Origin of the sequence: Streptomyces sp. NRRL F-5755 (assembly GCF_001279365.1) — a bacterium.
Taxonomy (GTDB): domain Bacteria; phylum Actinomycetota; class Actinomycetes; order Streptomycetales; family Streptomycetaceae; genus Streptomyces; species Streptomyces rimosus.
Map to the genome: position 1 here is coordinate 1 of NZ_LGCW01000046.1, position 19,249 is coordinate 19,249.

At 69.5% G+C, this 19,249-nt stretch carries 16 protein-coding genes; 10 read left to right on the top strand and 6 right to left on the bottom strand.

The annotated features are described in order from the left end of the window. Positions 1–331 precede the first annotated feature (331 nt). Together ADK86_RS07645 and ADK86_RS07650 are read left to right on the top strand one after the other, a co-directional pair. On the top strand, positions 332–1,570 hold the full coding sequence (locus ADK86_RS07645; protein WP_078951921.1) for an MFS transporter: 1,239 nt from the start codon (positions 332–334) through the stop codon (positions 1,568–1,570). Positions 1,571–2,232: 662 nt separating this feature from the next. Then, a complete protein-coding gene (locus tag ADK86_RS07650; RefSeq protein ID WP_053695900.1) occupies positions 2,233–2,640 on the top strand; it encodes a Dabb family protein in 408 nt (135 codons plus the stop codon). A 401-nt stretch (positions 2,641–3,041) separates the two neighbouring features. Here ADK86_RS07650 and ADK86_RS07655 read toward each other — a convergent pair whose 3' ends face one another. Beyond that, positions 3,042–3,515, bottom strand: a complete 474-nt coding sequence (locus tag ADK86_RS07655; RefSeq protein ID WP_053695912.1) for an NUDIX hydrolase — start codon at positions 3,513–3,515, stop codon at positions 3,042–3,044. A gap of 126 nt (positions 3,516–3,641) precedes the next feature. Between ADK86_RS07655 and ADK86_RS43020 the strand changes: the two genes are divergently transcribed. Next, positions 3,642–3,866, top strand: coding sequence for a hypothetical protein (locus tag ADK86_RS43020; protein ID WP_159393807.1), 225 nt, complete (start codon positions 3,642–3,644; stop codon positions 3,864–3,866). Between the two features lie 939 nt (positions 3,867–4,805). Here ADK86_RS43020 and ADK86_RS07665 read toward each other — a convergent pair. Continuing rightward, positions 4,806–5,528 (bottom strand): TetR/AcrR family transcriptional regulator, encoded by a 723-nt coding sequence (locus tag ADK86_RS07665; RefSeq protein WP_053695902.1) that lies wholly within the window; start codon positions 5,526–5,528, stop codon positions 4,806–4,808. 44 nt (positions 5,529–5,572) lie between these two features. Between ADK86_RS07665 and ADK86_RS07670 the strand changes: the two genes are divergently transcribed. The 4 genes from ADK86_RS07670 to ADK86_RS07685 all read left to right on the top strand — a co-directional run bounded on the left by ADK86_RS07670 (position 5,573) and on the right by ADK86_RS07685 (position 11,512). Continuing rightward, the gene (locus ADK86_RS07670; RefSeq protein ID WP_234345758.1) at positions 5,573–7,183 is read left to right on the top strand and encodes an FAD-dependent monooxygenase; all 1,611 of its coding nucleotides are present in this window, start codon (positions 5,573–5,575) and stop codon (positions 7,181–7,183) included. Positions 7,184–7,965: 782 nt separating this feature from the next. Then, positions 7,966–8,979 carry a hypothetical protein gene (locus tag ADK86_RS07675; protein WP_053695903.1) on the top strand — a complete coding sequence of 338 codons (1,014 nt, stop codon included), beginning with the start codon at positions 7,966–7,968 and terminating at the stop codon, positions 8,977–8,979. 99 nt (positions 8,980–9,078) lie between these two features. After that, complete coding sequence (locus tag ADK86_RS07680; protein ID WP_053695904.1) at positions 9,079–10,602, top strand: amino acid permease; 1,524 nt, start codon at positions 9,079–9,081, stop codon at positions 10,600–10,602. A 109-nt stretch (positions 10,603–10,711) separates the two neighbouring features. Then, entirely contained in the window at positions 10,712–11,512 is an 801-nt protein-coding gene (locus ADK86_RS07685) for a GNAT family N-acetyltransferase (protein ID WP_053695905.1), read from the top strand. Between the two features lie 85 nt (positions 11,513–11,597). Here ADK86_RS07685 and ADK86_RS07690 read toward each other — a convergent pair whose 3' ends face one another. Next, a complete protein-coding gene (locus tag ADK86_RS07690; RefSeq protein WP_159393808.1) occupies positions 11,598–12,518 on the bottom strand; it encodes an NAD(P)H-binding protein in 921 nt (306 codons plus the stop codon). Between the two features lie 113 nt (positions 12,519–12,631). On the opposite strand from ADK86_RS07690, the gene ADK86_RS07695 reads away from it, so the two are divergent. Next, the gene (locus tag ADK86_RS07695; protein ID WP_063788961.1) at positions 12,632–13,477 is read left to right on the top strand and encodes a helix-turn-helix transcriptional regulator; all 846 of its coding nucleotides are present in this window, start codon (positions 12,632–12,634) and stop codon (positions 13,475–13,477) included. 196 nt (positions 13,478–13,673) lie between these two features. On the opposite strand, the gene ADK86_RS07700 is transcribed toward ADK86_RS07695, so the two are convergent. Then, positions 13,674–14,423 (bottom strand): SDR family NAD(P)-dependent oxidoreductase, encoded by a 750-nt coding sequence (locus tag ADK86_RS07700; RefSeq protein ID WP_053695908.1) that lies wholly within the window; start codon positions 14,421–14,423, stop codon positions 13,674–13,676. 94 nt (positions 14,424–14,517) lie between these two features. Between ADK86_RS07700 and ADK86_RS07705 the strand changes: the two genes are divergently transcribed. Together ADK86_RS07705 and ADK86_RS07710 are read left to right on the top strand one after the other, a co-directional pair. Then, positions 14,518–15,126: a TetR/AcrR family transcriptional regulator gene (locus ADK86_RS07705; protein ID WP_053695914.1), complete on the top strand. Its 609-nt coding sequence runs from the start codon at positions 14,518–14,520 to the stop codon at positions 15,124–15,126. Between the two features lie 95 nt (positions 15,127–15,221). Next, positions 15,222–16,832: a PucR family transcriptional regulator gene (locus ADK86_RS07710; protein ID WP_053695909.1), complete on the top strand. Its 1,611-nt coding sequence runs from the start codon at positions 15,222–15,224 to the stop codon at positions 16,830–16,832. A gap of 72 nt (positions 16,833–16,904) precedes the next feature. On the opposite strand, the gene ADK86_RS07715 is transcribed toward ADK86_RS07710, so the two are convergent. Together ADK86_RS07715 and menC are read right to left on the bottom strand one after the other, a co-directional pair. Then, on the bottom strand, positions 16,905–18,041 hold the full coding sequence (locus ADK86_RS07715; RefSeq protein WP_324611374.1) for a serine hydrolase domain-containing protein: 1,137 nt from the start codon (positions 18,039–18,041) through the stop codon (positions 16,905–16,907). Between the two features lie 31 nt (positions 18,042–18,072). Continuing rightward, positions 18,073–19,140: an o-succinylbenzoate synthase gene (gene menC / locus ADK86_RS07720; RefSeq protein ID WP_053695915.1), complete on the bottom strand. Its 1,068-nt coding sequence runs from the start codon at positions 19,138–19,140 to the stop codon at positions 18,073–18,075. Positions 19,141–19,249 lie beyond the last annotated feature (109 nt).

The following is a 19,249-nucleotide window of genomic DNA, read 5'->3' on the forward strand; positions in this document are numbered from 1 at the left end:
CCGCCGCTACGAACGCAAGCCCGAACACTTCCTCGCCTTCACCGCCATCGCCTCAACCCTCATCTGCCATCGACGACTCCAAATGAAATGACGTCTTAGGAAGTCCCTGTGGTAGCCGGGCCTTCGCCCGCCCCAGTGATCGAATCTCAACACGCACAATGCCGGACGGCAGCAAGCTGACCAGGCTGGGACGTACACGTTGCCCATGGTCGGCGGATATGCGACATCACCCGTGAAGGGCAAGGGTGCCGTCGCAGAGCTGCCAGTCATCTCTCTATAAGACCTGCTGGACTGATCGCGAAACGCGCCAGCCCAGACAGGACCGAACACCATGTCGATTACCACCGCCGCTTCTGCCAACGGTCAACATCTGTCGTCTCGGACCTCGCTGATGGGGTGGCTCGCGGTGGTCTCGGTCATGATGGGTATCTTCGCCATCGTCACCAGCGAGATTCTCCCGATCGGTCTGCTGACCTCGATCGGCTCGGATTTCACCGTCTCGGACGGAATGGCCGGGCTGATGATGACCATGCCCGGCTTTCTGGCGGCTGCCGCCGCTCCGCTCGTCACCGCGGCCACGGCACGCTTCGACCGCCGGCTGATGCTGTGCGTTTTCATGCTCCTGCTTGCACTGGCGAACTTCCTCGCCGCCGCGGCACCCGACTACTGGCTCGTGCTGATCTCTCGGGTCATGGCCGGAATAACGATCGGTGGTTTCTGGCCGATTAGTGTGGGGCTGGCCGGCCGGCTGGTGCCACCAGCCTTCGTCGACAGGGCAACTGCTGTGATCTTTTCTGCTGTACCGTTGGGTTCCATTCTCGGCGTACCGGCCGGCACCCTCATCGGCCATTTCGCCGGATGGCGAACGGCTCTCAACGTCATGGGAGTTCTGGCGGCCGGCGTACTGGTCATGCTGTTCGCCTTCATACCGCCGCTTCCCTCGATCCAGTCCACACGGCTGGGTGTCCTCGGCAGCGCGCTCCGCAGCGCCAGCACCCGGTTCGCGCTCTTGCTGACGTTCCTTATCGTGTTGGCCCACTTCGCCACCTACACCTATGTCACGCCATTCCTGGAGCAGGTCACTCACGTCAGCGATGGTCTGATCACTACGTTCTTGCTGCTTTACGGTGCCGCCGGCATCCTCGGAAATTTTCTGGGCGGCGCTTGGGTGGCCCGATATCCCCGGAGTGTCTTCGGGCTTGCGGCCGGGCTGATCGCCGCAGCGACCCTCCTGTTCCCAGTGTTGGGCCGCTGGAATGCGGGCGCGGTGGTTCTGCTGATCGTGTGGGGCATTGCGTATGGTGCCGTGCCAGTCGCGTCGCAGACTTGGTTCTCCAAGGCGGCACCGCACACGCCGGAAGCGGCGTCGGTCCTGTTCACCTCCTCCTTCCAGGCAACGATCTCTACCGGTGCTCTCGCAGGGGGAATCATCTTGGACCGCACCTCTCCATCCACGCTCATGCTGCTGGGCGGATGCACCGCGGTTCTCATGCTTCTGGTGGTAGGGGCACGCTTCGCCGAGTGTCTTACTGGTCCGTACCGCACGGAGCAGCGTCGAACGCGTGAATAACCGGCGCACCGACAAGAAGGCACGCTGCGGCCGGGCGCGCCCGGCGCCTGGTACGGGAACGGCCTGCTGCGCCGTCCGTGTCTCGTGCCGGGCTGCGGAGGGCCTACGAGGGCCGGCATCGGCATGCGCCCGTGCCAGTTCCTCCGGGCAGGCAGCAGCTGAGGAATGTACGCGTCTACGCCTCCGCCATGCCGGGCGCGCAGCGGACCGGAAGGCCGCGAGCGGTCGCGAGATCGCGCCATAGATTCCTCGCCGGGCGGGCGCCGGAGGAAGTTGCCCAGCGAGGCGCCCCGCGACGCCGTCCAACGCCAGTCCGATTGACGCGCCAACGGCGGTGACAGCACGCCGCCGCCGGGAAAGCCGGACGTGGTGTCCGGAGTCGGAAGCGCGCAGGCTGCGACCCTGGCCGCCCTCGGCGCCGTTGCCGCGCATGGCGCCCAACCTCGCGATCAACGCGCCATGTTCACGGTGGCTGTTGCAGGAACGCCCGATGTCGACGACGGCGTTGCTGTAGCCCCCGTTGCCCCCGTTGTCGTCGGCATCCGGGTCGACGAACAGGGAACCTTGCATCACCTATCGCGCAGGTTATAAGTTGTAACTACAGCGAGCGCTTGAAGCTCTGCGCTCGATGCATCTTGCCCTCGGAACGAAAGAGAACCGCCGTGATCTATCACCAGATTCGCCTCGCCATGCGTCCCGATGTCCCCAAGGACAAGGTCGACGAAGCGCTCGGCCTGCTGCGCAGGATGGGCCAGGAGATCGACGCCGTCGAACACTGGGCCGTCGGCCGTGACATCGGCGGCGACTTCGACTATGGCGCCCTCTTCGTGGTCAAGGACATCGATGCGTACCGCGCGTACATGCACGCCCCGCTCCATCGCCAGGTCGACGAGATCGGTCTGCCGCTGGTTCGGAACATGATTTCCCAGGACCTCACGGACGACGAGGACCCGGAGATCGCTGACAAGATCCGCAAAATCCACGCTGACCGCTTCGCCGGCGATCCCGCCCTCGCCGCCCTGATCGAGGGCCTTGGTTCGTACGAAGGCAGCGGCGTACCGAACGGCTGAACGCCGATCGCGCGAGCCCTCGTTCGGCTCGTCGGCGGGTGCGGGCGGAGGAGGACGGGACGCAACGTCCAAGCGTGCGAAGACGGGCCTCCGCCCAGCGGCACCCGCCGAAAGTGACCGTGGATGAGCACCGTCAAGGTGATCTGGCCACGCGCCGACGCGGACTGAGCCGCGTCCGCACCGCGCGCCCCCGCCTTGTACGGCTGGGGAACACGCCGCGTTGGTTAGACCCGCACGTCCGGAGTTCGCGCACGGAGTGGAAGCGGGCAAGAGGAGGAGCGGAGGGCAGGGCAGCAAGGGGTGACGTCCGGGATGGCAACCCGTCCGCCTCCGTACTCGATGCCGACCGAAACCCAAGGACCCTGACCCCACTCAGCCCAACCGCCCCAAAGGCCCGCCCCTCAATGCTGAATGAGCCCCCCGACGGCAACAGGAGCAACATGGCCCGTCGCAGGAAGCGTCTCCGCCAGATCGAGACCAATATCGACCAACGATGACCGGCGCAGACCAGCCACATCACCGATCGGCGTCCAGGCCGACTCGGCGATTTCGCCGTTCGGTTCGGGGCGGAGTTGGCCGCCGGTGATGCGGACCCGGTAGAAGATGCCGACGTTCTGGTGGTCGGGCAGGCCGGGCCTGGGGCGGTCGGCCGCGGGGATCAGTCGGGAGTCCACGCCCAGAAGGCGTTCGACCTCCGCGTCACAGCCGGTCTCCTCGGCGACCTCCCGGATCACCGCATCGAACGGGTCCTCCCCGTGCTCCACCCGGCCGCCCGGCAGCGTCCAGTTGCTCTCGCCTTTCGGTGATACGTGGCGGGCGAGCAGCACGCGTCCGCCCTCAATACACACGGCGTACGCCGCCAGTCGGAAACTCAACCTCCGCACCTCCCCGCCGGGCCTTGCCCCGGCCGCTAGAACCCTCGTGCCGTACCCCACCGAGCCTGATGCGTTCGCGACTCCCCCACCACATTGCGGCGTCCGCCCCGGCAAACCGCCTTGATCATGCAGTCATCGCGCCGGGGCAAACGACTGGGCACCCTGGGCTGGCTCTCCGTGACGCTGGGCGGCGTGTGTCCGGGATTCCAGGTGCTGGCACCTGACCGGGTGATGTGGGTGCAATGGCTGGCCGGTCTCGCACTGGTCGTGGCAGGTGTGTGGGCGGTGCTGCGTGGGCGGCAGCACACGGTCCGGGTGCTTGCCAGTATGGAAGATATCCCCCGCGGATGAGCAGGTCGTGCTCTTTCTCCTGGCCCTCTCCGACGACACTGGATTCTTTCGGGTGGACGCACTTCGGTGCTTCCGGCTGCTGTTCTCGACGTCGCCGGTTTCGCCCTCCACGGTCCGCGCCGAGGAGGTTCAAGTGGCCCGCTCAGTGCTGCCGTTCGGGCGGATGGTCGCGCTCAGCCGCCCGTCCGGCCGACTGCCGCGCCTGAGTGTCGACCGCAGTTACGCCTCGGACGAGACCTGGTTGACCAGGTGGTGCGCCGCGACGCGGCTGCGGCAGCGCGTCCTGCGGAGCAGTACGTCAGAGCCACGATCCGGTTCGACGCTGGCTGGACGCCGCACCTGACGATACTGGACGGCAGGTTCCCGCTGAGCGGCTTACCGCGCCGTACGCAGCACGCCCTGCGACACGTTCCGCGACCGGTCTACCAGCGATCGGGGGCACCAGCCCGGACCCCCACGACCGCGCGTCCGTGGCCGGTGGCTCTGCCCCATTCGCAACCGGGCGCTTTCCCCAGCAGAGGCGGTCCCTCACCGGCCGGCAGATCGCGACCGACCTTCTGATCACGGCCTGGCCGCTGCGGCTGGGGTTGCTCGGGTCGGCTGCATGGATGACCGGGTGTGGCGCGGCGGCCGATCGCCATCACGATGGTTCGCATCCAATGCGTCTTTCTGCCCGTCTTCGTCCACGACGTACTCGAATGGATCGACTCGCGCCTTCGATGCGGCCCGGTTTCATGCTCGTCCCGCTACTCATCGACCATCAGGTCGACACCATCGGCATCGCCCCGGCGGAGAGAACGCCGGGGCCGTCATCACGCCCACCCGTCAGGTCCTGGCAGGACTGGCCGGGAACTGGACGACCCAGTCCCAGCACGCATCAGGACCAACCTCCACCCCCACGCCAACCACGACCCCAGAACCCCAGAACCCCAGACCCTCCTACCGCCCCACAAGCCCACCGACCATCACCCCAAGAGTGAAATCAAACCGCTCGTGCCCCTCCCCCGCAGTCAGCTCGGCCGCATGCCGAACGGTGTGAGGGAAGGCCGCAGCAGGCAAGGCGGTGAGTCGGCGTTGGAGTTCGTCGCGGTCGAGGACCCAGGCGTCGTCATCGTGGGCCGCTCGCCGGCGGGCGATCGACACCTCCAGGCAGTAGGCGGCGACGTACAGCAGGAGGGCGTCCACGGCCCAGGCGGCGGCCTGCGGTGCGATGCCGCCGGCGAGCAGGATCGCCAGGAGTCCTTCGCCTACGCGCAGGGTCTCCAGGTCGGTGGGGGCCATGGCGAGCGCGGCGCGGGAGATGCCGGGGTATTTCAGGTACTGGTCGCGCAGCTGGGCGCACACGCCGCGGATCTGTTCCTGCCAGGCCGCGGGGTCGGGCTCGGGGAGTACGAGCTCGGAGCACAGCCGTCCAATGAGCAACTCGTCGAGGTCGGACTTGTTGACCACGTGGGCGTAGAGCGAGGCGGGTCCGGTGTCGAGCGCGCCGGCCAGTCGGCGCATGGTCAGCGCCTCGTAACCCTCTGTGGCGATGACGTCCAGCGCGGTGTCGATGACCTGTTCCACGGTGATCGGGGCCTTGCGGCGCCGCAGCCTGGGGGTTGTTTCGGCTTCGGGATTCGGCGGCTGGTGGCGTGCCGCGCGTCGCTCTCTCGGGTTCACCCGGTCATCATAACTTGACGCGAACAGTGTTCGTACGTAGAACAGTGTTCGTGAAGACGAATGTGCAGCAGGACGTGGACGTGACCGTGGTCGGAGCCGGGCCAGTGGGCCTTGTACTCGCCGCGGAGCTGGCGCTTTCCGGAGCGTCGGTGCAGGTGATCGAGCGACGGGCCGAGCCCGACGAGGGGATGAAGGCGGGGGCGATCAACGTGCCGACGGCCGAGGCCCTGGACCGCCGGGGTCTGTTGCCCGCTGCCGAACGGGTGCAGCGGGAGATGCTGGAGCGGGTCGGGTCGTTCGCTCGCGTGGCTGACGACGAGCGGCCGGGTGACGGTCGGCGAGCCCGCGTGCCCCGGTTCACCGGGCATTTCGCGGGGATGGTCCTCGACGCCGGCCTCGTGGACTGGTCCGATCCCGGCCTCGCCGCGCACACCGCGGTCGACGGCGCGCGGATGGTGCCGCAGCGGGAGCTGGAGGAGCTGCTGGCCGGCCATGTCGCGCGGCTCGGCGTGCCGGTGCGCCGCGGGGTGGAGGTCACCGCGCTCGAAGACACCGGCGACGGTGTGCTCGTCGGCACCATCGCCGGCACGGTGCGTACCGGATGGCTGGTCGGGTGCGACGGCGGGCGCAGCACCGTACGCCGCCTCGCGGGCATCGACTTCCCCGGCACGGACGCCGAGCTCACCGGGTTTCTGGCGGTCGCCGACATCGCCGACCCGGAGAAGCTCGCGGACGGGTGGGCGTGGTCGCCCCGAGGCGCGTACCGGTACGGGCCGCAGCCCGGGCGGGTGGTCACCGTGGAGTTCGACGGCGTCCACGCCGGTCTCCCGCATGCTGAGCGCCGGTCCCGCATGACGCCGGTCACCCTTGAGGAGGTGCAGACCAGTCTGCGCCGGGTCTCCGGCACCGATGTCACGCTGACCGCGCTGCGCGGCGCCGCGACCAGCTGGTCCGACAACGCCCGTCAGGCGGCGACGTACCGGTCGGGGCGGGTGCTGCTGGCCGGTGACGCCGCGCATGTGCACTCACCCTTCGGCGGCCAGGGGCTCAATCTCGGGGTCGGTGACGCGATGAACCTCGGCTGGAAGCTCGGTGCCGTGGTCGCCGGGTGGGCGCCCGAGGGGCTGCTCGACAGTTACGACGCCGAGCGGCGCCCCCTCGGTGCCTGGGTGCTGGACTGGACGCGGGCCCAGGTCGGGGTGATGCGCGGGGACGCCAAGTCGGCCGCGCTCCGGGAGGTCGTCGCCGATCTGCTGAGCACCCGGGACGGCACGACGTACGCCGTCAAGCAGATCTCCGGTGTCACACAGCGCCTCGACCTGCCCGGTGACCATCCGCTGGTCGGGCGGTTCGTGCCCGATCTGTGGCTGAGGGACGGGTCCCGTCTGGTCGATCACGGTCACGATGGCGGGTTCCTGCTACTCGACCGCACTCCGGACGGTGCGTTCGCCCGCCTCGCCGGGGCGTGGGGCGGGCGGGTGAGCAGTGTGACCGACGAACACGCGGAGCCTGTCGGGGTGTTGGTACGCCCGGACGGGGTGGTCGCCTGGGCCTCCGACACCGCCGGCACCGCCGCCGTCGGCGATCTTGAGGCCGTCTTGCGCCGTTGGGCCGGAGTGCCGTCGTCCGTTCCCGAGCGCAAGCCGGTGGGCTGATCGTCGTAGCCGTCATCGCCGGTGAGCGGACCGCCCGGTGGGTATGCGCTCTCCAGCCAGTCTCAGCAGGTACGCGACGGGCCGAGCACGTCCGCGACGGGCAGCCGCGCCCTTCCCCATCGGCTTGTACGGTCGCTGCGGGCTCGGGGCCAACCGCCCCGCGGCACGCACCAACCAACCCCGTAGCGTGTATCAACCGGCCCCGCGGCACGTACCAACCCGACCCCCCGCGGCGCGTACCACCCGGCCCCGCCCCTGGCGTACGGACGCCCGGGCCCGCGAGGAACGCAGCGTACGGCCGGGCCACTCCCGTCCCGCCCACAGTCCCGCCCACAGATGACAACCCCCGTCGCTCATGGCCGAATCCGTATCTCCATAACCGGTCAACCTCGGATTCCTCTGGCCATGCACTTCCCCAGACGCTTAGGTAGCTGTCAGGCATCCGCCGGTCCGCCTCGGACATGGTTACGGGATGGCCGGTACGCGTGCGCGCTCGCGCCTGCGCGCCGGCCCGGCCCCGCCGCCCCGTGGGACCGCGCACCCGCACCCTGCCCAGAGGAATTCCCTGTCCATGCCCGCGTCTGCTCACCGCTCGGTGTCATGTCCCCACCAACCGCCGCACCGCGGTCCCGACGGCAGCGGCCGGGGAGCAGTCCACCGCACCACACACCCGTCGGAGTCGAAGCCGTACCGGCCGGTCGCCGTATGAAGACGCACAGACCAGCCTTAGCCTCTCTCCCCGCAGGCCCCACCTCCCGCCAGGCCGGATGGGAGGAGCGCCGATGACCGTTTCGCACCCGGCCGGTCGCGACCCGGACCTCTATCGGGCGGTGCAGGACATCCGGGCAGGTTACTGGATGCAGATGCGGCAGGTACTGGCCCGGACCGGGTACTGGGCGCAGTGGACCTCCCGTACCCAGGTTCTGGGCGTGGCGGCGGCCGAGACCAACACCGTGGAACTGTGGCTCGAAGAAGAGCCGGACAGTCTCGCCGCGCAGGTGATGTACGCCCGGGTCGCCACCGAGCGGGTACTGCGGGCCCATCGGAAGCAGACGGCGACGAGCCCGGGGCAGGCGCGGCGCCTGGAGAAGCTGGCGGACGGGGCCTGGCAGGCGAGTGGCCGGGCCGCCGCCCTGAACCCCAGGGATCCGGTGCCCTGGAACTGCTTCATCGCCCTGACCGAGACGGACGCGATCGGGCGCCACCCGCAGCATCGCGTACCGCCGCCGCAGCCGGAGCACCTGTTGCCACCCGGGCCGTGGGGGCTGCTGAGGGAGGCGCACCGGCGGGACCCGTTCAACCGTGAGGCGTGGCACCGCATGTCCCAGGCGCTCCAGTCCCGCCCGGGTCCCGCGGGCCGGCGCGCGGTCGCGACGGATTTCGCGCGCTGGACGGTCTCGCTCGCGCCGGCCGACTCACCGCTGCTTCTGCTGCCGATATACGCCCGGGTGCAGGAGCACCGCGAGCGGCGGGACAGCGGTGAGGGCGTGGTCAATCTGCTCTGGAACCGGGAGGACATCACCCGGGCCATCACGCGGGCTTTCACGGGCTGGTTCGGGAACTGCGATCCGGCGTCCAGTTCCCAGCTGGATCTGAACCACTTGGCGTACGCGCTCGTGCGGGGCGGTTTTCCGCAGTGGGCGGCGATGGTCTTCGAGGCCATCGGCGCCTTCGCCACGCGGGACCCGTGGCAGTACCACGCGCAGCATCCCCACCAGTGGCGGGAAACCTTCGAGACAGATCGCGACGCCTGTCTGAAGTCCCATCCCCCGCGCGCGGAGGAACGCCGCCAGTGAATTCCCACCGTCCTCCCGGGCGCGCACCGCCGACGCCCCCGGCGGCCCGACAACCCGCCCCGCCCTTTCCCCTTCTGCTTTCCTGTGCGGAGATCCACGATGCGTACTTCGGCAAATGCACGACGGCAGCAGCCTGGACCGCTCGACGAGGACGAGCGTCTGCTCAAGGAGCTCGGCTATACGCAGCAACTGCACCGGCGCATGGGCGCGTTCGGTAATTTCGCCGCTTCTCTGTCGGTCATCTCCATCATGTCGGGGACTTTGCTGCTGTTCGGCTTCGGTCTGAACAGCGGTGGCCCGGCCGTGGTGATGTGGGGGTGGCTCGCCGTCGGACCGCTGGTGCTGTGTCTGGCGGCGGCACTGGCCGAGATCACCTCCCGCTATCCGACCAGCGGCGGCCTGTATTACATGGCGCGTCAGCTCGGCGGTGAGCGGTGGAGCTGGTACACCGGCTGGCTCAACCTTCTGGGTCTGCTCGCCGGGATCGCGGCCCAGGACTACGGCATCGCCACTTTCACCGCCGCCTGGGCGAACCTGCAATGGGGCGTCGTGCCGTCCCCGGGGGGACTGCTGGCGCTGTACGCGGTCATTCTCGTACTGCACGCGGTGCTGAATCTCTTCGGCGCCCGGCTGATGAACTTCCTGACGTCCGTGAGCGCGTGGTGGCATCTGGCCGGGGCGGTCGTCATCATCAGCGCTCTGACGTTCATCCCCTCCCACCATCAGCCGGCCGGTTTCGTGTTCTCCGAATTCACCAACAACACCGGCTGGGGCGCGCCGGTGTATGTGATTCTGCTGGGCATGCTGCTGCCGTGCTTCGCCCTGGCCGGGTACGACACCTCCGCCCACCTGAGCGAGGAGACCAGCCGGGCGTCCGTCGCCGCGGCCCGCGGCATCGTCCGCTCGGTGGCCGTGTCCTGGGTCGCCGGCGGCATCCTGCTGGCAGCCCTGATCTTCGCCGTGCAGGACTACGCCGCGACCCTGGCCAGCCCGACCGGCGTGCCGGTGGCGCAGATCTTCCTGGACGCGCTGGGCGTGGCCACGGCCAAGGCCCTGCTGCTGGTGATCATCGTGGCGCAGTTCCTGTGCGGGTACACGGTGACCGCCTCCGCCAGCCGCATGATCTACGCGTTCTCGCGGGACGGCGCCCTGCCGGGCTGGGCCCGCTGGCAGAAGGTCAGCCGCCGCACCGCCATCCCGGCCAACGCCGTCTGGCTCGCGATCTCCGTCGCCTTCGTACTCGCCCTGCCGTCCCTGTACTCCGCCAGCGCGTTCTCCGCGGTCACCGCCATCTCGGTGGTGGGTTTCACGCCGGCGTACGCCATTCCCGTACTGCTGCGGCTGCGCCACCGTGACAAGTGGGCGCCCGGGCCCTGGCATCTGGGCCGCTGGAGCCGGCCGATCGGTTGGACGGCGGTACTGTGGGCGGGCGCGGTGACAGCGCTGTTCATGCTGCCGCAGACCAGCCCGGTCACCGCCACGACCTTCAACTACACGCCCGTGGCCACGTTGGCGGCCCTCGCCCTGGCCGCCCTGTGGTGGCGTATCGGGCGCCGTTCCTACGTAGAGCGCCGCTCCAGCACCGCCCAGACCCAGGACGAAGAACTCGAAGGCATTGTGTGATGCGGCCCCGAACAGGCTGCGCGAGGAAAGTCCCCGTCGGGCCCGCGGAGCCGGGCCGCCGACGGCCCGTTCAAGAGACGTCACAAGCTCGATCATGCGTGGAGGTACGGTGACCGATTGCGCGGAGTCCATCGAATCGGTGGAACAGCTCGCCACCGCCTGGCGGACCATGGTGCTCGACCGCGATGCGGACGCGGATGTGCGCGACCTGCCGGGAATCGCCGTCCGCTGGGCCGACAGCCGATTCTCCTTCTGGAACTGCCTCGCCCTGACCGATGCCGGCGCGGGAACGGAACTCGTCCGACAACGCCTGAACCAGGCAGCGGACATCATGCGCGCGAAAAGGCATTCCGGCTACCTGTGGCTTTTCGAAGACCTCCTCGACGACGAGGCTCGCTCCGTGTTCAGGTCGGCGGCCGAGCAGGCCGGTCTCCGGTACGCCTTTCCCGGTACGGGAATGGCCGGCGACCTGCTTCCGGTCCCCGACCCGGTCCACCCCGACCTCACATTCGTACGCGTGAGCACCGACGAGCAGTTGCAGGCGTACGCGGACCTCAATTCGCGCGCCTACGGGTTCCCTTTGGAGGACGGCCGCGAAGGGCTCGTCGGATCCGTGCTCTGGAAAAGCGAGGTGTACGCCTACCTGGCATTGCGCGGCGGCACACCGGTGGCCTGCGCCGCCACCCTCGAAGCCGATGGCCGCCTTTTCGTGGCTTTCGTGGCCACCGACCCGCAGTGGCAGCGCAGGGGCTACGGCGAGGCGGTCACGCGCAAGGCGCTGTACGAGGGCGGCCGGGCCACCGGGCTGACCCGCGCCACGCTGCACGCGACCGCCGCGGGAGCGCCGGTGTACCCGCGTATCGGCTTCAAGCCGAATTCACCGATCCATTTCTACAACGTGGAGAAATGAGCCGACGGGGAGGCGTCGTCGCGGGCGGGGAGGCCCTTTCCTTCGCCATTCACCGCCGCGACGACTGCCTCCAGGGAATGTCCTCTTATGCGGACGCGTGGTACCGCGCAGCGAATTCCTCTTCCACGAACCGTTCAATGGAGGTGGGGGTCGAGGTGCGGGCGGTACGGGGCTGCTGCATTCGCGTATGCCGGCGGTTGAGGGAATTTCCCACCTCGGCCATCATGTCCGCGACGTTGGCGGACACACCGTTCCTGCGGAGTTCCGCGTGAAAGGCGGCGAGGCCGATCCGCTCGTAGACGAGATCGTCCATGCCCACGGCTTTCGCGATCACATCGGTGGCTTCCCGCATGCTCACATCGCGTTCCCCCTGGAGTTCCAGAACCTCCGTACCGCGCCAGGTGCCGGTGGCCAGTTCTTCCGCGGCTCTGGCCCCGATGTCGCGGGTGGCGACGAAGGGCAGCTGAAGATCGGGGTCGAAGGGGGCACTGATGCGGTGCAGAGCCCTGACGGCATCGATATGGTCCAGCAGGTTCTCCATGAAGTAGCCGGCCCGCAGCCACAGCGCGTCCACTCCGGGAACGGCCGAGAGGCGCTGCTCGAAGCGGTGCAGCCCGGCGACCGGGCCGTTGCCCTCGGCATGCTGCGCTCCCCAGCTGCTGAGCCCGACGACGCGGGTCGCCCCGGACGCGGCCACCGCCTGGGTCAGGGCGGCCGCCACCTGATCCTGGAAGGCGCCGAAGTCGGGGTGGTCGGGGAGGTAATTGGGCTGGATGACCGCGTAGATGCCGTCCGCGCCGCGGAAGGCGTCGGTCAGTGCGGCGGTGTCGGTCTGGTCGGCTTCCCACACCTCGGCGCCCCGCTCGGCAAGGCCGGCGAGCCGCCGGGCCGAACGGCCGACGGCTCGGACGGGGTACCCCTGCGCCAGCAGCCGCACAGCGGCGGCCCGTCCCGTACGTCCACTGGCACCGGTGATGACAAACATCGACTGCTCTCTTTCTCTCACGCGTCGGGACGGTAGTCAGCCGGCCGGACGGGCGGGTAGGAGTGGCACACCCACCCCAGGGGCGCGCGGGCGCCTCCGTACGGCAGCGAACGCCGCGTCCTTATGCTGGCGACATGGGCGTTTCGAGCAGCCGCAGCGGTGACGGCGGGCCACTGGCGGGCTTCCTGCGCGCCAGACGGAAGCAGGTGCACCCCGAACAGCACGGGCTGGTCCCGGGGGCAAAGCGCCAGGTGCCGGGGCTGCGGCGGGACGAGGTGGCGCTCCTGGCAGGGATCAGCACCGACTACTACGTACGCCTCGAACAGGGACGGGAACGGCGACCGTCCCGCGCGGTGGTGGACGGGCTGTGTGCGGCGTTGCTGCTCGACTCCACGGCAGCGCGTCACCTACGCGAGCTCGCCGCCCCGGCCGGTGCGGCGTCCACGGACGCGGTGGTTCCCGGCATGGGCACGGAACGGCTGGAGGAGGTGCACCGGCTGCTCGGTTCCATGACGGTGCCTGCCCTGCTGGTGAACCGGTGGCTCGACATCGTGGCCAGCAACACACTGGGCGCTCGCCTCCACGAAGGTCTGGAACCCCGGGACAACTATGCCCGCATGGTCTTTCTCGCCCCCGGCGCGCAGTCGATCTTCCCCGAGTGGCCTGAGCTGGCCCGCTGCATGGTGGCGGCCCTCCGTACCCAGACCGGATACGGGGCCGGGGCACCCCGTCTGACCGAGCTGGTGGACGAGCTGACCGCCGGCAGCGATGTCTTCAGCACCTCATGGAGCGAGCACCACCTCTACGAGAAGACGATGGACCGCAAACTGCTCCATCACCCGCGCGTCGGACCTCTCACACTCAACCAGCACGTCCTGGAACTACCGGGAGCCGACGGCCACAGGATCTGGGCCTACCACCCGGCGGACGACGCGGCCTCGGATGCCGTGGTTCGGCTGGGGGCCTCAGCCTTGCCGTAGGGGCCCTGCTTCTCTCGGGCGCCTGGGATTCCGGGCGGCCGATGAGGAAGGGGCGCCCCGACGTCCAAGAACGTTCGCAGCCGGATGCCGGCCGGCTGAATCGGCCCTGTTCCGCACACGCCCGGCCCGGGCGCCGGCGAGTGGTCCGGGCCGGGTGGGAGCCGCAGGTGCCCTGCGGCTCCCAGCCACCTGCTGGTCAGATCTGGTTCTCGCCTCCGTCGACGTACAGGTTGGCGCCGAGGATGAAGCTGCTCTCGTCGGAGGCGAGGAATGCCACGAGTCCGGCGACTTCCTCCGGGCGTCCCATCCGGCCGAGTGCCGAGGTCCGGGCGAGTTGTGCCCTGACGTCGGCCGCGTTCTCCTCGCCGAAGAGGTGGGTGATTCCGGGGGTGTCGATCGGGCCGGGCGAGATGGCGTTGACCCGGATGCCGCGGTCCTTGAGGGTGTTGGCCCAGGTGCGCGCGAAGGAGCGGACGGCGGCCTTGGACGCGGCGTACAGGGTGAACGCCTCATTGCCGTTGTCGGCGGCGGTGGAGGCGTTCAGGATGACCGAGGCGCCGTCGTTGAGCAGCGGCAGCGCCTTCTGCACGGTGAACAGCGTGCCGCGCACGTTGATCCCGAAGATGTGGTCGAAGTCCTCCTCGGTGATCTGCCCGAGGGTCACCAGCGAGGCGATCGCCGCGTTCGCGAACAGCACGTCCAGCCCCTGCCCCCGGGCGCGGACGGCTTCGTACAGCCGGTCCAGGTCGGCCGGGTTCGCGATGTCACCCACCACTGCGGTGACCCTCGTCGCGCCGATGGTCTCGACGGCCGCGTCCAGCTCGGTCTTGCGCCGGCCGGTGATGAACACGTGCGCGCCTTCGTCCGCCAGCCGTGCGGCGGCGGCCAGGCCGATCCCGGTGCTGCCGCCGGTGACGACGGCGGTCTTGCCTTCCAGCTGTCCCATGTGAATGACCTCCATCTATTTAAGTACCGATCGGTACTGAACGAGACCGTAGCACTTCCACACCGGTCGGTACAGAAGGGTTATGATCGAGGGCATGGAGACGCAGCGGAGGGCGCCGATCGGCCGGCCGAGAGGATTCGACGCCGACGAGGCCCTCGAACAGGCCATGCGGGTCTTCTGGGAACGGGGCTACGAAGGCGCCAGCCTCACCGACCTGACCAGCGCCATGGGCATCACCCGTACCAGCATGTACGCGGCGTTCGGCAACAAGGAGGACCTGTTCCACAAGGCCCTGGAGCGCTACGCCGAAGGCCCGGCCTCGTATGGGGCCCGGGCCTTGCGGGAACCGACAGCCCGACAGGTGGCCACCGCGTTCCTCAACGGCTCCGTCCGGGCCACCACCCGCCCCGGCTGCCCCGCCGGCTGCTTCGGCGTCCAGGCGTCCCTCGCCGCCGGCGACACCGCGCGCACCGCCCGGGACGCCCTCGCCGCCTGGCGAAACGAGGGCACCGACCAGCTCCGCGAGCGATTCCGGCGGGCCGTCGACGAAGGCGACCTGCCCCCGGACTCCGACCCCGGAGTGCTCGCCCGCTACATCATGACCGTGGCGAACGGCCTCGCCGTTCAGGCCGCCAGCGGCGTCACGCGCGAGGAGTTGCAGCAGGTCGCCGACGCGGCCCTGCGGAACTGGCCGCCCGCCTGAGGGATCAGGGTCGTCCGGAAGATCACGGGCATGCCCCACCACGGTCCGACCGCCGAGCGGTGCCACCGACGACCGCATCACCGCAAGGAGCACCTGTGGACGCCTGTACGCTCGGCGACCTGATCGATGCCGTCGGCAGCCCGCCCCTGCGGCTGCTCACCGCGCCCGACGGATCCGCCGTCCCGGTCACCGAGGCGCTCCTGTACGACGCGCACGCTCCGCTCCCCCGCGCCCCCGGTGCCCTGCTGCTCGCGGTCGGTGTGCGGGCGGCCGCGGCCGGGCCCCTGGTGCGGGCCGCGGCGGAGGCCGGGATGGCCGGGGTCGTGGTACGGGGTGCGGACGGGCCGCCGGTCAGTGAGGCCGAGGCGTACGGCATGGCGCTGCTCGCCGTGGACGAGGAGGCGGCCTGGCACCACGTCCACCTGATGCTGGCCTCGGCGATCGGCGCACGGGCCGCGCAAGGCGGCGGGCTCGCGGACCTGTTCGCGCTGGCCGACGCGATCGCGGCGGCGACCGGCGGCGCGACGGCCGTGGAGGACCCGCATCAGCGGATCCTCGCCTATTCCACCGTGCCCGGTCAGCCGGTCGACGAGGACCGTCGCCAGGGCATCCTCGGTCTTCAGGTGCCGGGCAGCGCGGACAACGCGGAACAGGTCCGGCTGGTGGTCTCCTCGGACGGTCCGGTACGGCTGCCCCCGCTCACGGCGGGCGAACTGCCACGGCTCGCCATCGCCGTACGGGCCGGCGGCGAAACCCTCGGCTCGATCTGGGTGGTCGACAGCGGCACGCTCGCTCCGGACGCCGAGGCAACCCTGACGCAGGGCGCGTCGACGGCGGCGCTGCTCCTGCTGCGGACTCGCGCGGCCAAGGAACTGGCCCGCCATCAGAACACCGATCTGGTGCGCCGGCTGCTGGACGGTTCGGCGGACGCCTCGACGGCAGCGCACCGCCTGGGGCTGGACGCGGTCCGCGTGGCCGCGTTCATGCTGGACTTCGCTGCGAGCGCCCCGGACGCCGAGCGGGCCTGCCTCAGGCTGCTGGATGTCGTACGTCTCCAGTGCGAGGCACGCTACGGGCGGCAGGCGTGCGTGCTTCTGGACGGGGTGGTGTACGCGCTGCTGCCCGCGGCCGGGGAGAAGGACGGGGCGACGCGTGCGGCGCAGGAACGGAAGACGGTCCACCAGCGGCACCGGCAACTGGCCGAGGACATCGTGCGCCAGGCCGGGCGGTCGCTGCGGGTGCCGGTACGGGCGGGGCTCGGCGAGGTGACGCCGGACCTCGGCGGGGTGGCGGACTCGCGTGCGGACGCGGATGTGGTGCTGCGGCTGCTGCACGACGCGCTGCCGGTGGCCACGATCGACGAGGTACGTCCGCGGGCGACGCTGCTGCGGCTTGCCGAGGTGATGCAAGGGCGGCGGGAATTGCGGGCGGGCGCCTGGCAGCGGGTACTGGCGGCGGACGCCGAGCAGGGCACCGACTACGCCCGCACCCTGGTGTCCTGGTTCGACGCGGGCTGCGACGTGGCGGGCGCGGCGAAACTGCTCTCCGTCCATCCCAATACCTGCCGCTACCGGCTGAAGCAGGCCGGGCGGCAATTGGGGATCGATTTGGAGGATGCCGATGAACGGCTCGTGCTTTGGTTGCAGTTGAGGATATTGGCGGGGGTTGGTGGGAGTGAGGGTCTTGGCAAGGGGGCGTGGGAGTGAGGGCACGGCGGAATTCCGCCGTGCCGCCCGAGAAGCACGTTCCGTACTGTCCGGAGACCGAACGGTTTCCGGTCAGCGGAGGTCGCGGATGAGGTCGCCGATGATGGCGTCCACCCGGTCCGAGTCGAACGTTTCCGAGCCGATCAGCAGGGTTACGGCCCGTTGGCCGTCATCGGTGACGGCGTTCCTGAATTTGTGGCCGCTTTCCATATGGCCGCTGTGTCCCCAGGTGACGAAGCCCGGAACGCGCTCGTAGCGCTCGACTCCCAGGCCGTACCGATCGTTCGAGGAACCGTCCGGTACGGTCTTCTTCATTTCGGCGAGCTCGTCCGGAGCCAGCAGTTTCCCGGTCATCAGCGCGGTCCAGAACGTGGTCGCGTCGGCTCCGGTGGAGACCAGCGCCCCCGACGCGTCGGCTCCGGAGGTGTTCCATTCCGTCCTGTCCCGCAGCGCCCCGTTCCGCTCCGCGTAGCCGCGCAGATCCGGCTTGGGCAGCGTGGTCCGGTCGCCGGGCCAGTAGGTCTCGCGCAGTCCGAGGGGCTCGATGATCCGCTGTTCGATCTCGGTGCCGATGTCGTGGCCGGTGACCGCGGTGACGATCAGGCCGGCCAGGTTGTAGTTGGTGTTGGAGTAGGAGAAGCCGGCCGGAGTCCTGTCGTCGGGCGGGGGCAGCGTCAGCGCCTGCTCGACGGTCTGCAGGGGCTCCACGTGGTCCCAGCGGCGCGCGTCCAGGTCGTTCCAGTACGGCGCGTCCAGGTAATCGGGCAGGCCGCTGGTGTGCTGCAGAAGCTGCCGGATCGTGATCTTGCGCCCGTCGTAGAACTTGGTGCGGATGAGGCCCGGCAGATAATGGTCCACGGTGTCGTCGAGCTTTATTCGGCCTTCGCCGACGAGCTGCAGAACGACCGTGGCCGTCCAGGTCTTGGTGTCGCTGGCGATACGGCTGTGCTCATTGCCGACGGCCTTACGGCCCGTCTTGAGATCGGCGAGGCCGACACCGCCGTTCCAGACGCCGCAGCGGGGGCTTTTCACCGTCACGCTGATTCCCGAGGCGCCGACCTCCTTCAAAGCCTTGAGCGCCGTCTGAAGGGGCTTTGCGTCACACCGCGGCGTCTCGGCCGAAGCGGCGGGCGCCGTGGTGGACACCATTGCCAATGAGGCGGTAAAGGCCAAGGCCAAGGCCACGAGAATGCTCTTCCTGCATCGCATGCTTTCTCCTTTGCCAGGTTGATTCCGGTGCTTACCGTGCGATCCATTCGCTGGAGGTGGTGACCTCCTTGAGAACGTCGGGCAGCGGCTCAACACCGAGTCCGGGACCGGCCGGTACCTGGAGCTGGCCGTCGGTCAGCACGAACGGGTCCGTGATGTCGGTGGCGAAATAGCGGCTGGAGCCGGACGTGTCGCCGGGGAGGGTGAAGCCGGGCAGAGCGGCCAGGGCGACATTGGCGGCGCGGCCGATACCGGTCTCCAGCATTCCGCCGCACCAGACGGGAATGCCGTGGGCGCGGGCGAGGTCGTGAATGCGACGTGCTTCGAGGTAACCGCCGACCCGGGGCGGCTTGATGTTGATGACGGAGCAGGCGCCGAGGGAGATGGCCGCCGCGGCGTCGGCGGCGGATTCGATGGATTCGTCCAGGCAGACCGGGGTGCGCAGCAGCTTGGCCAGGGCGGCGTGCTGGACCATGTCGTCGTTGGCCAGCGGCTGTTCGATCAGCAGGAGGTCGAAGTCGTCGAGTTTGGTCAGCTGCCGGGCGTCCGCCAGGGTGTAGGCGGCGTTGGCGTCGACCTGCAGGAGCAGCTCGTCGCCGAAACGCTCGCGGACGGCGCGTACGGGCTCGACGTCCCAGCCGGGCTCGATCTTCAGCTTGATCCGGGCGTAGCCCTCGGAGAGGTACGCGTCCACGGCGTCGAGGAGTTCGGGTACGGAGTCCATGATTCCGACCGAGACGCCGCAGGGCACCCGGTCCCGCGCGGCGCCCAGGTAGGAGCCGAAGGACTCGCCGGCGCCGCGGAGCTGGGCGTCCAGCACCGCCGTCTCCAGCGCGGACTTCGCCATGCGGTGGCCGGTGAAGGGTTGCAGGACGCGTCCCACCGTGTGGACGTCCGCGCCGTCCTTCGGCAGGGCCGGTATGAGGAACCTGCGCAGAACGTCCTGGGCGCCGTCGACGTACTCGGAGCAGTAACGGGGCTCGGACATGGCCGCGCACTCGCCCCACCCCTCCCCCTCGGAGGTGACGACGCGGACCAGCAGCACGTCGCGGCTGGTCTCCACGCCGAAGGAAGTACGGAACGGGGCGACGAGCGGCATCGCGATCCGACGCAGCTCGACACCGGTGATCTTTGCGTTCACGGCTGGTGGCTCCTCTTGCGGGGGGGCAGGTGAGGTGGAGGTGGGGGTGGACGGAGACGGTCAGGGG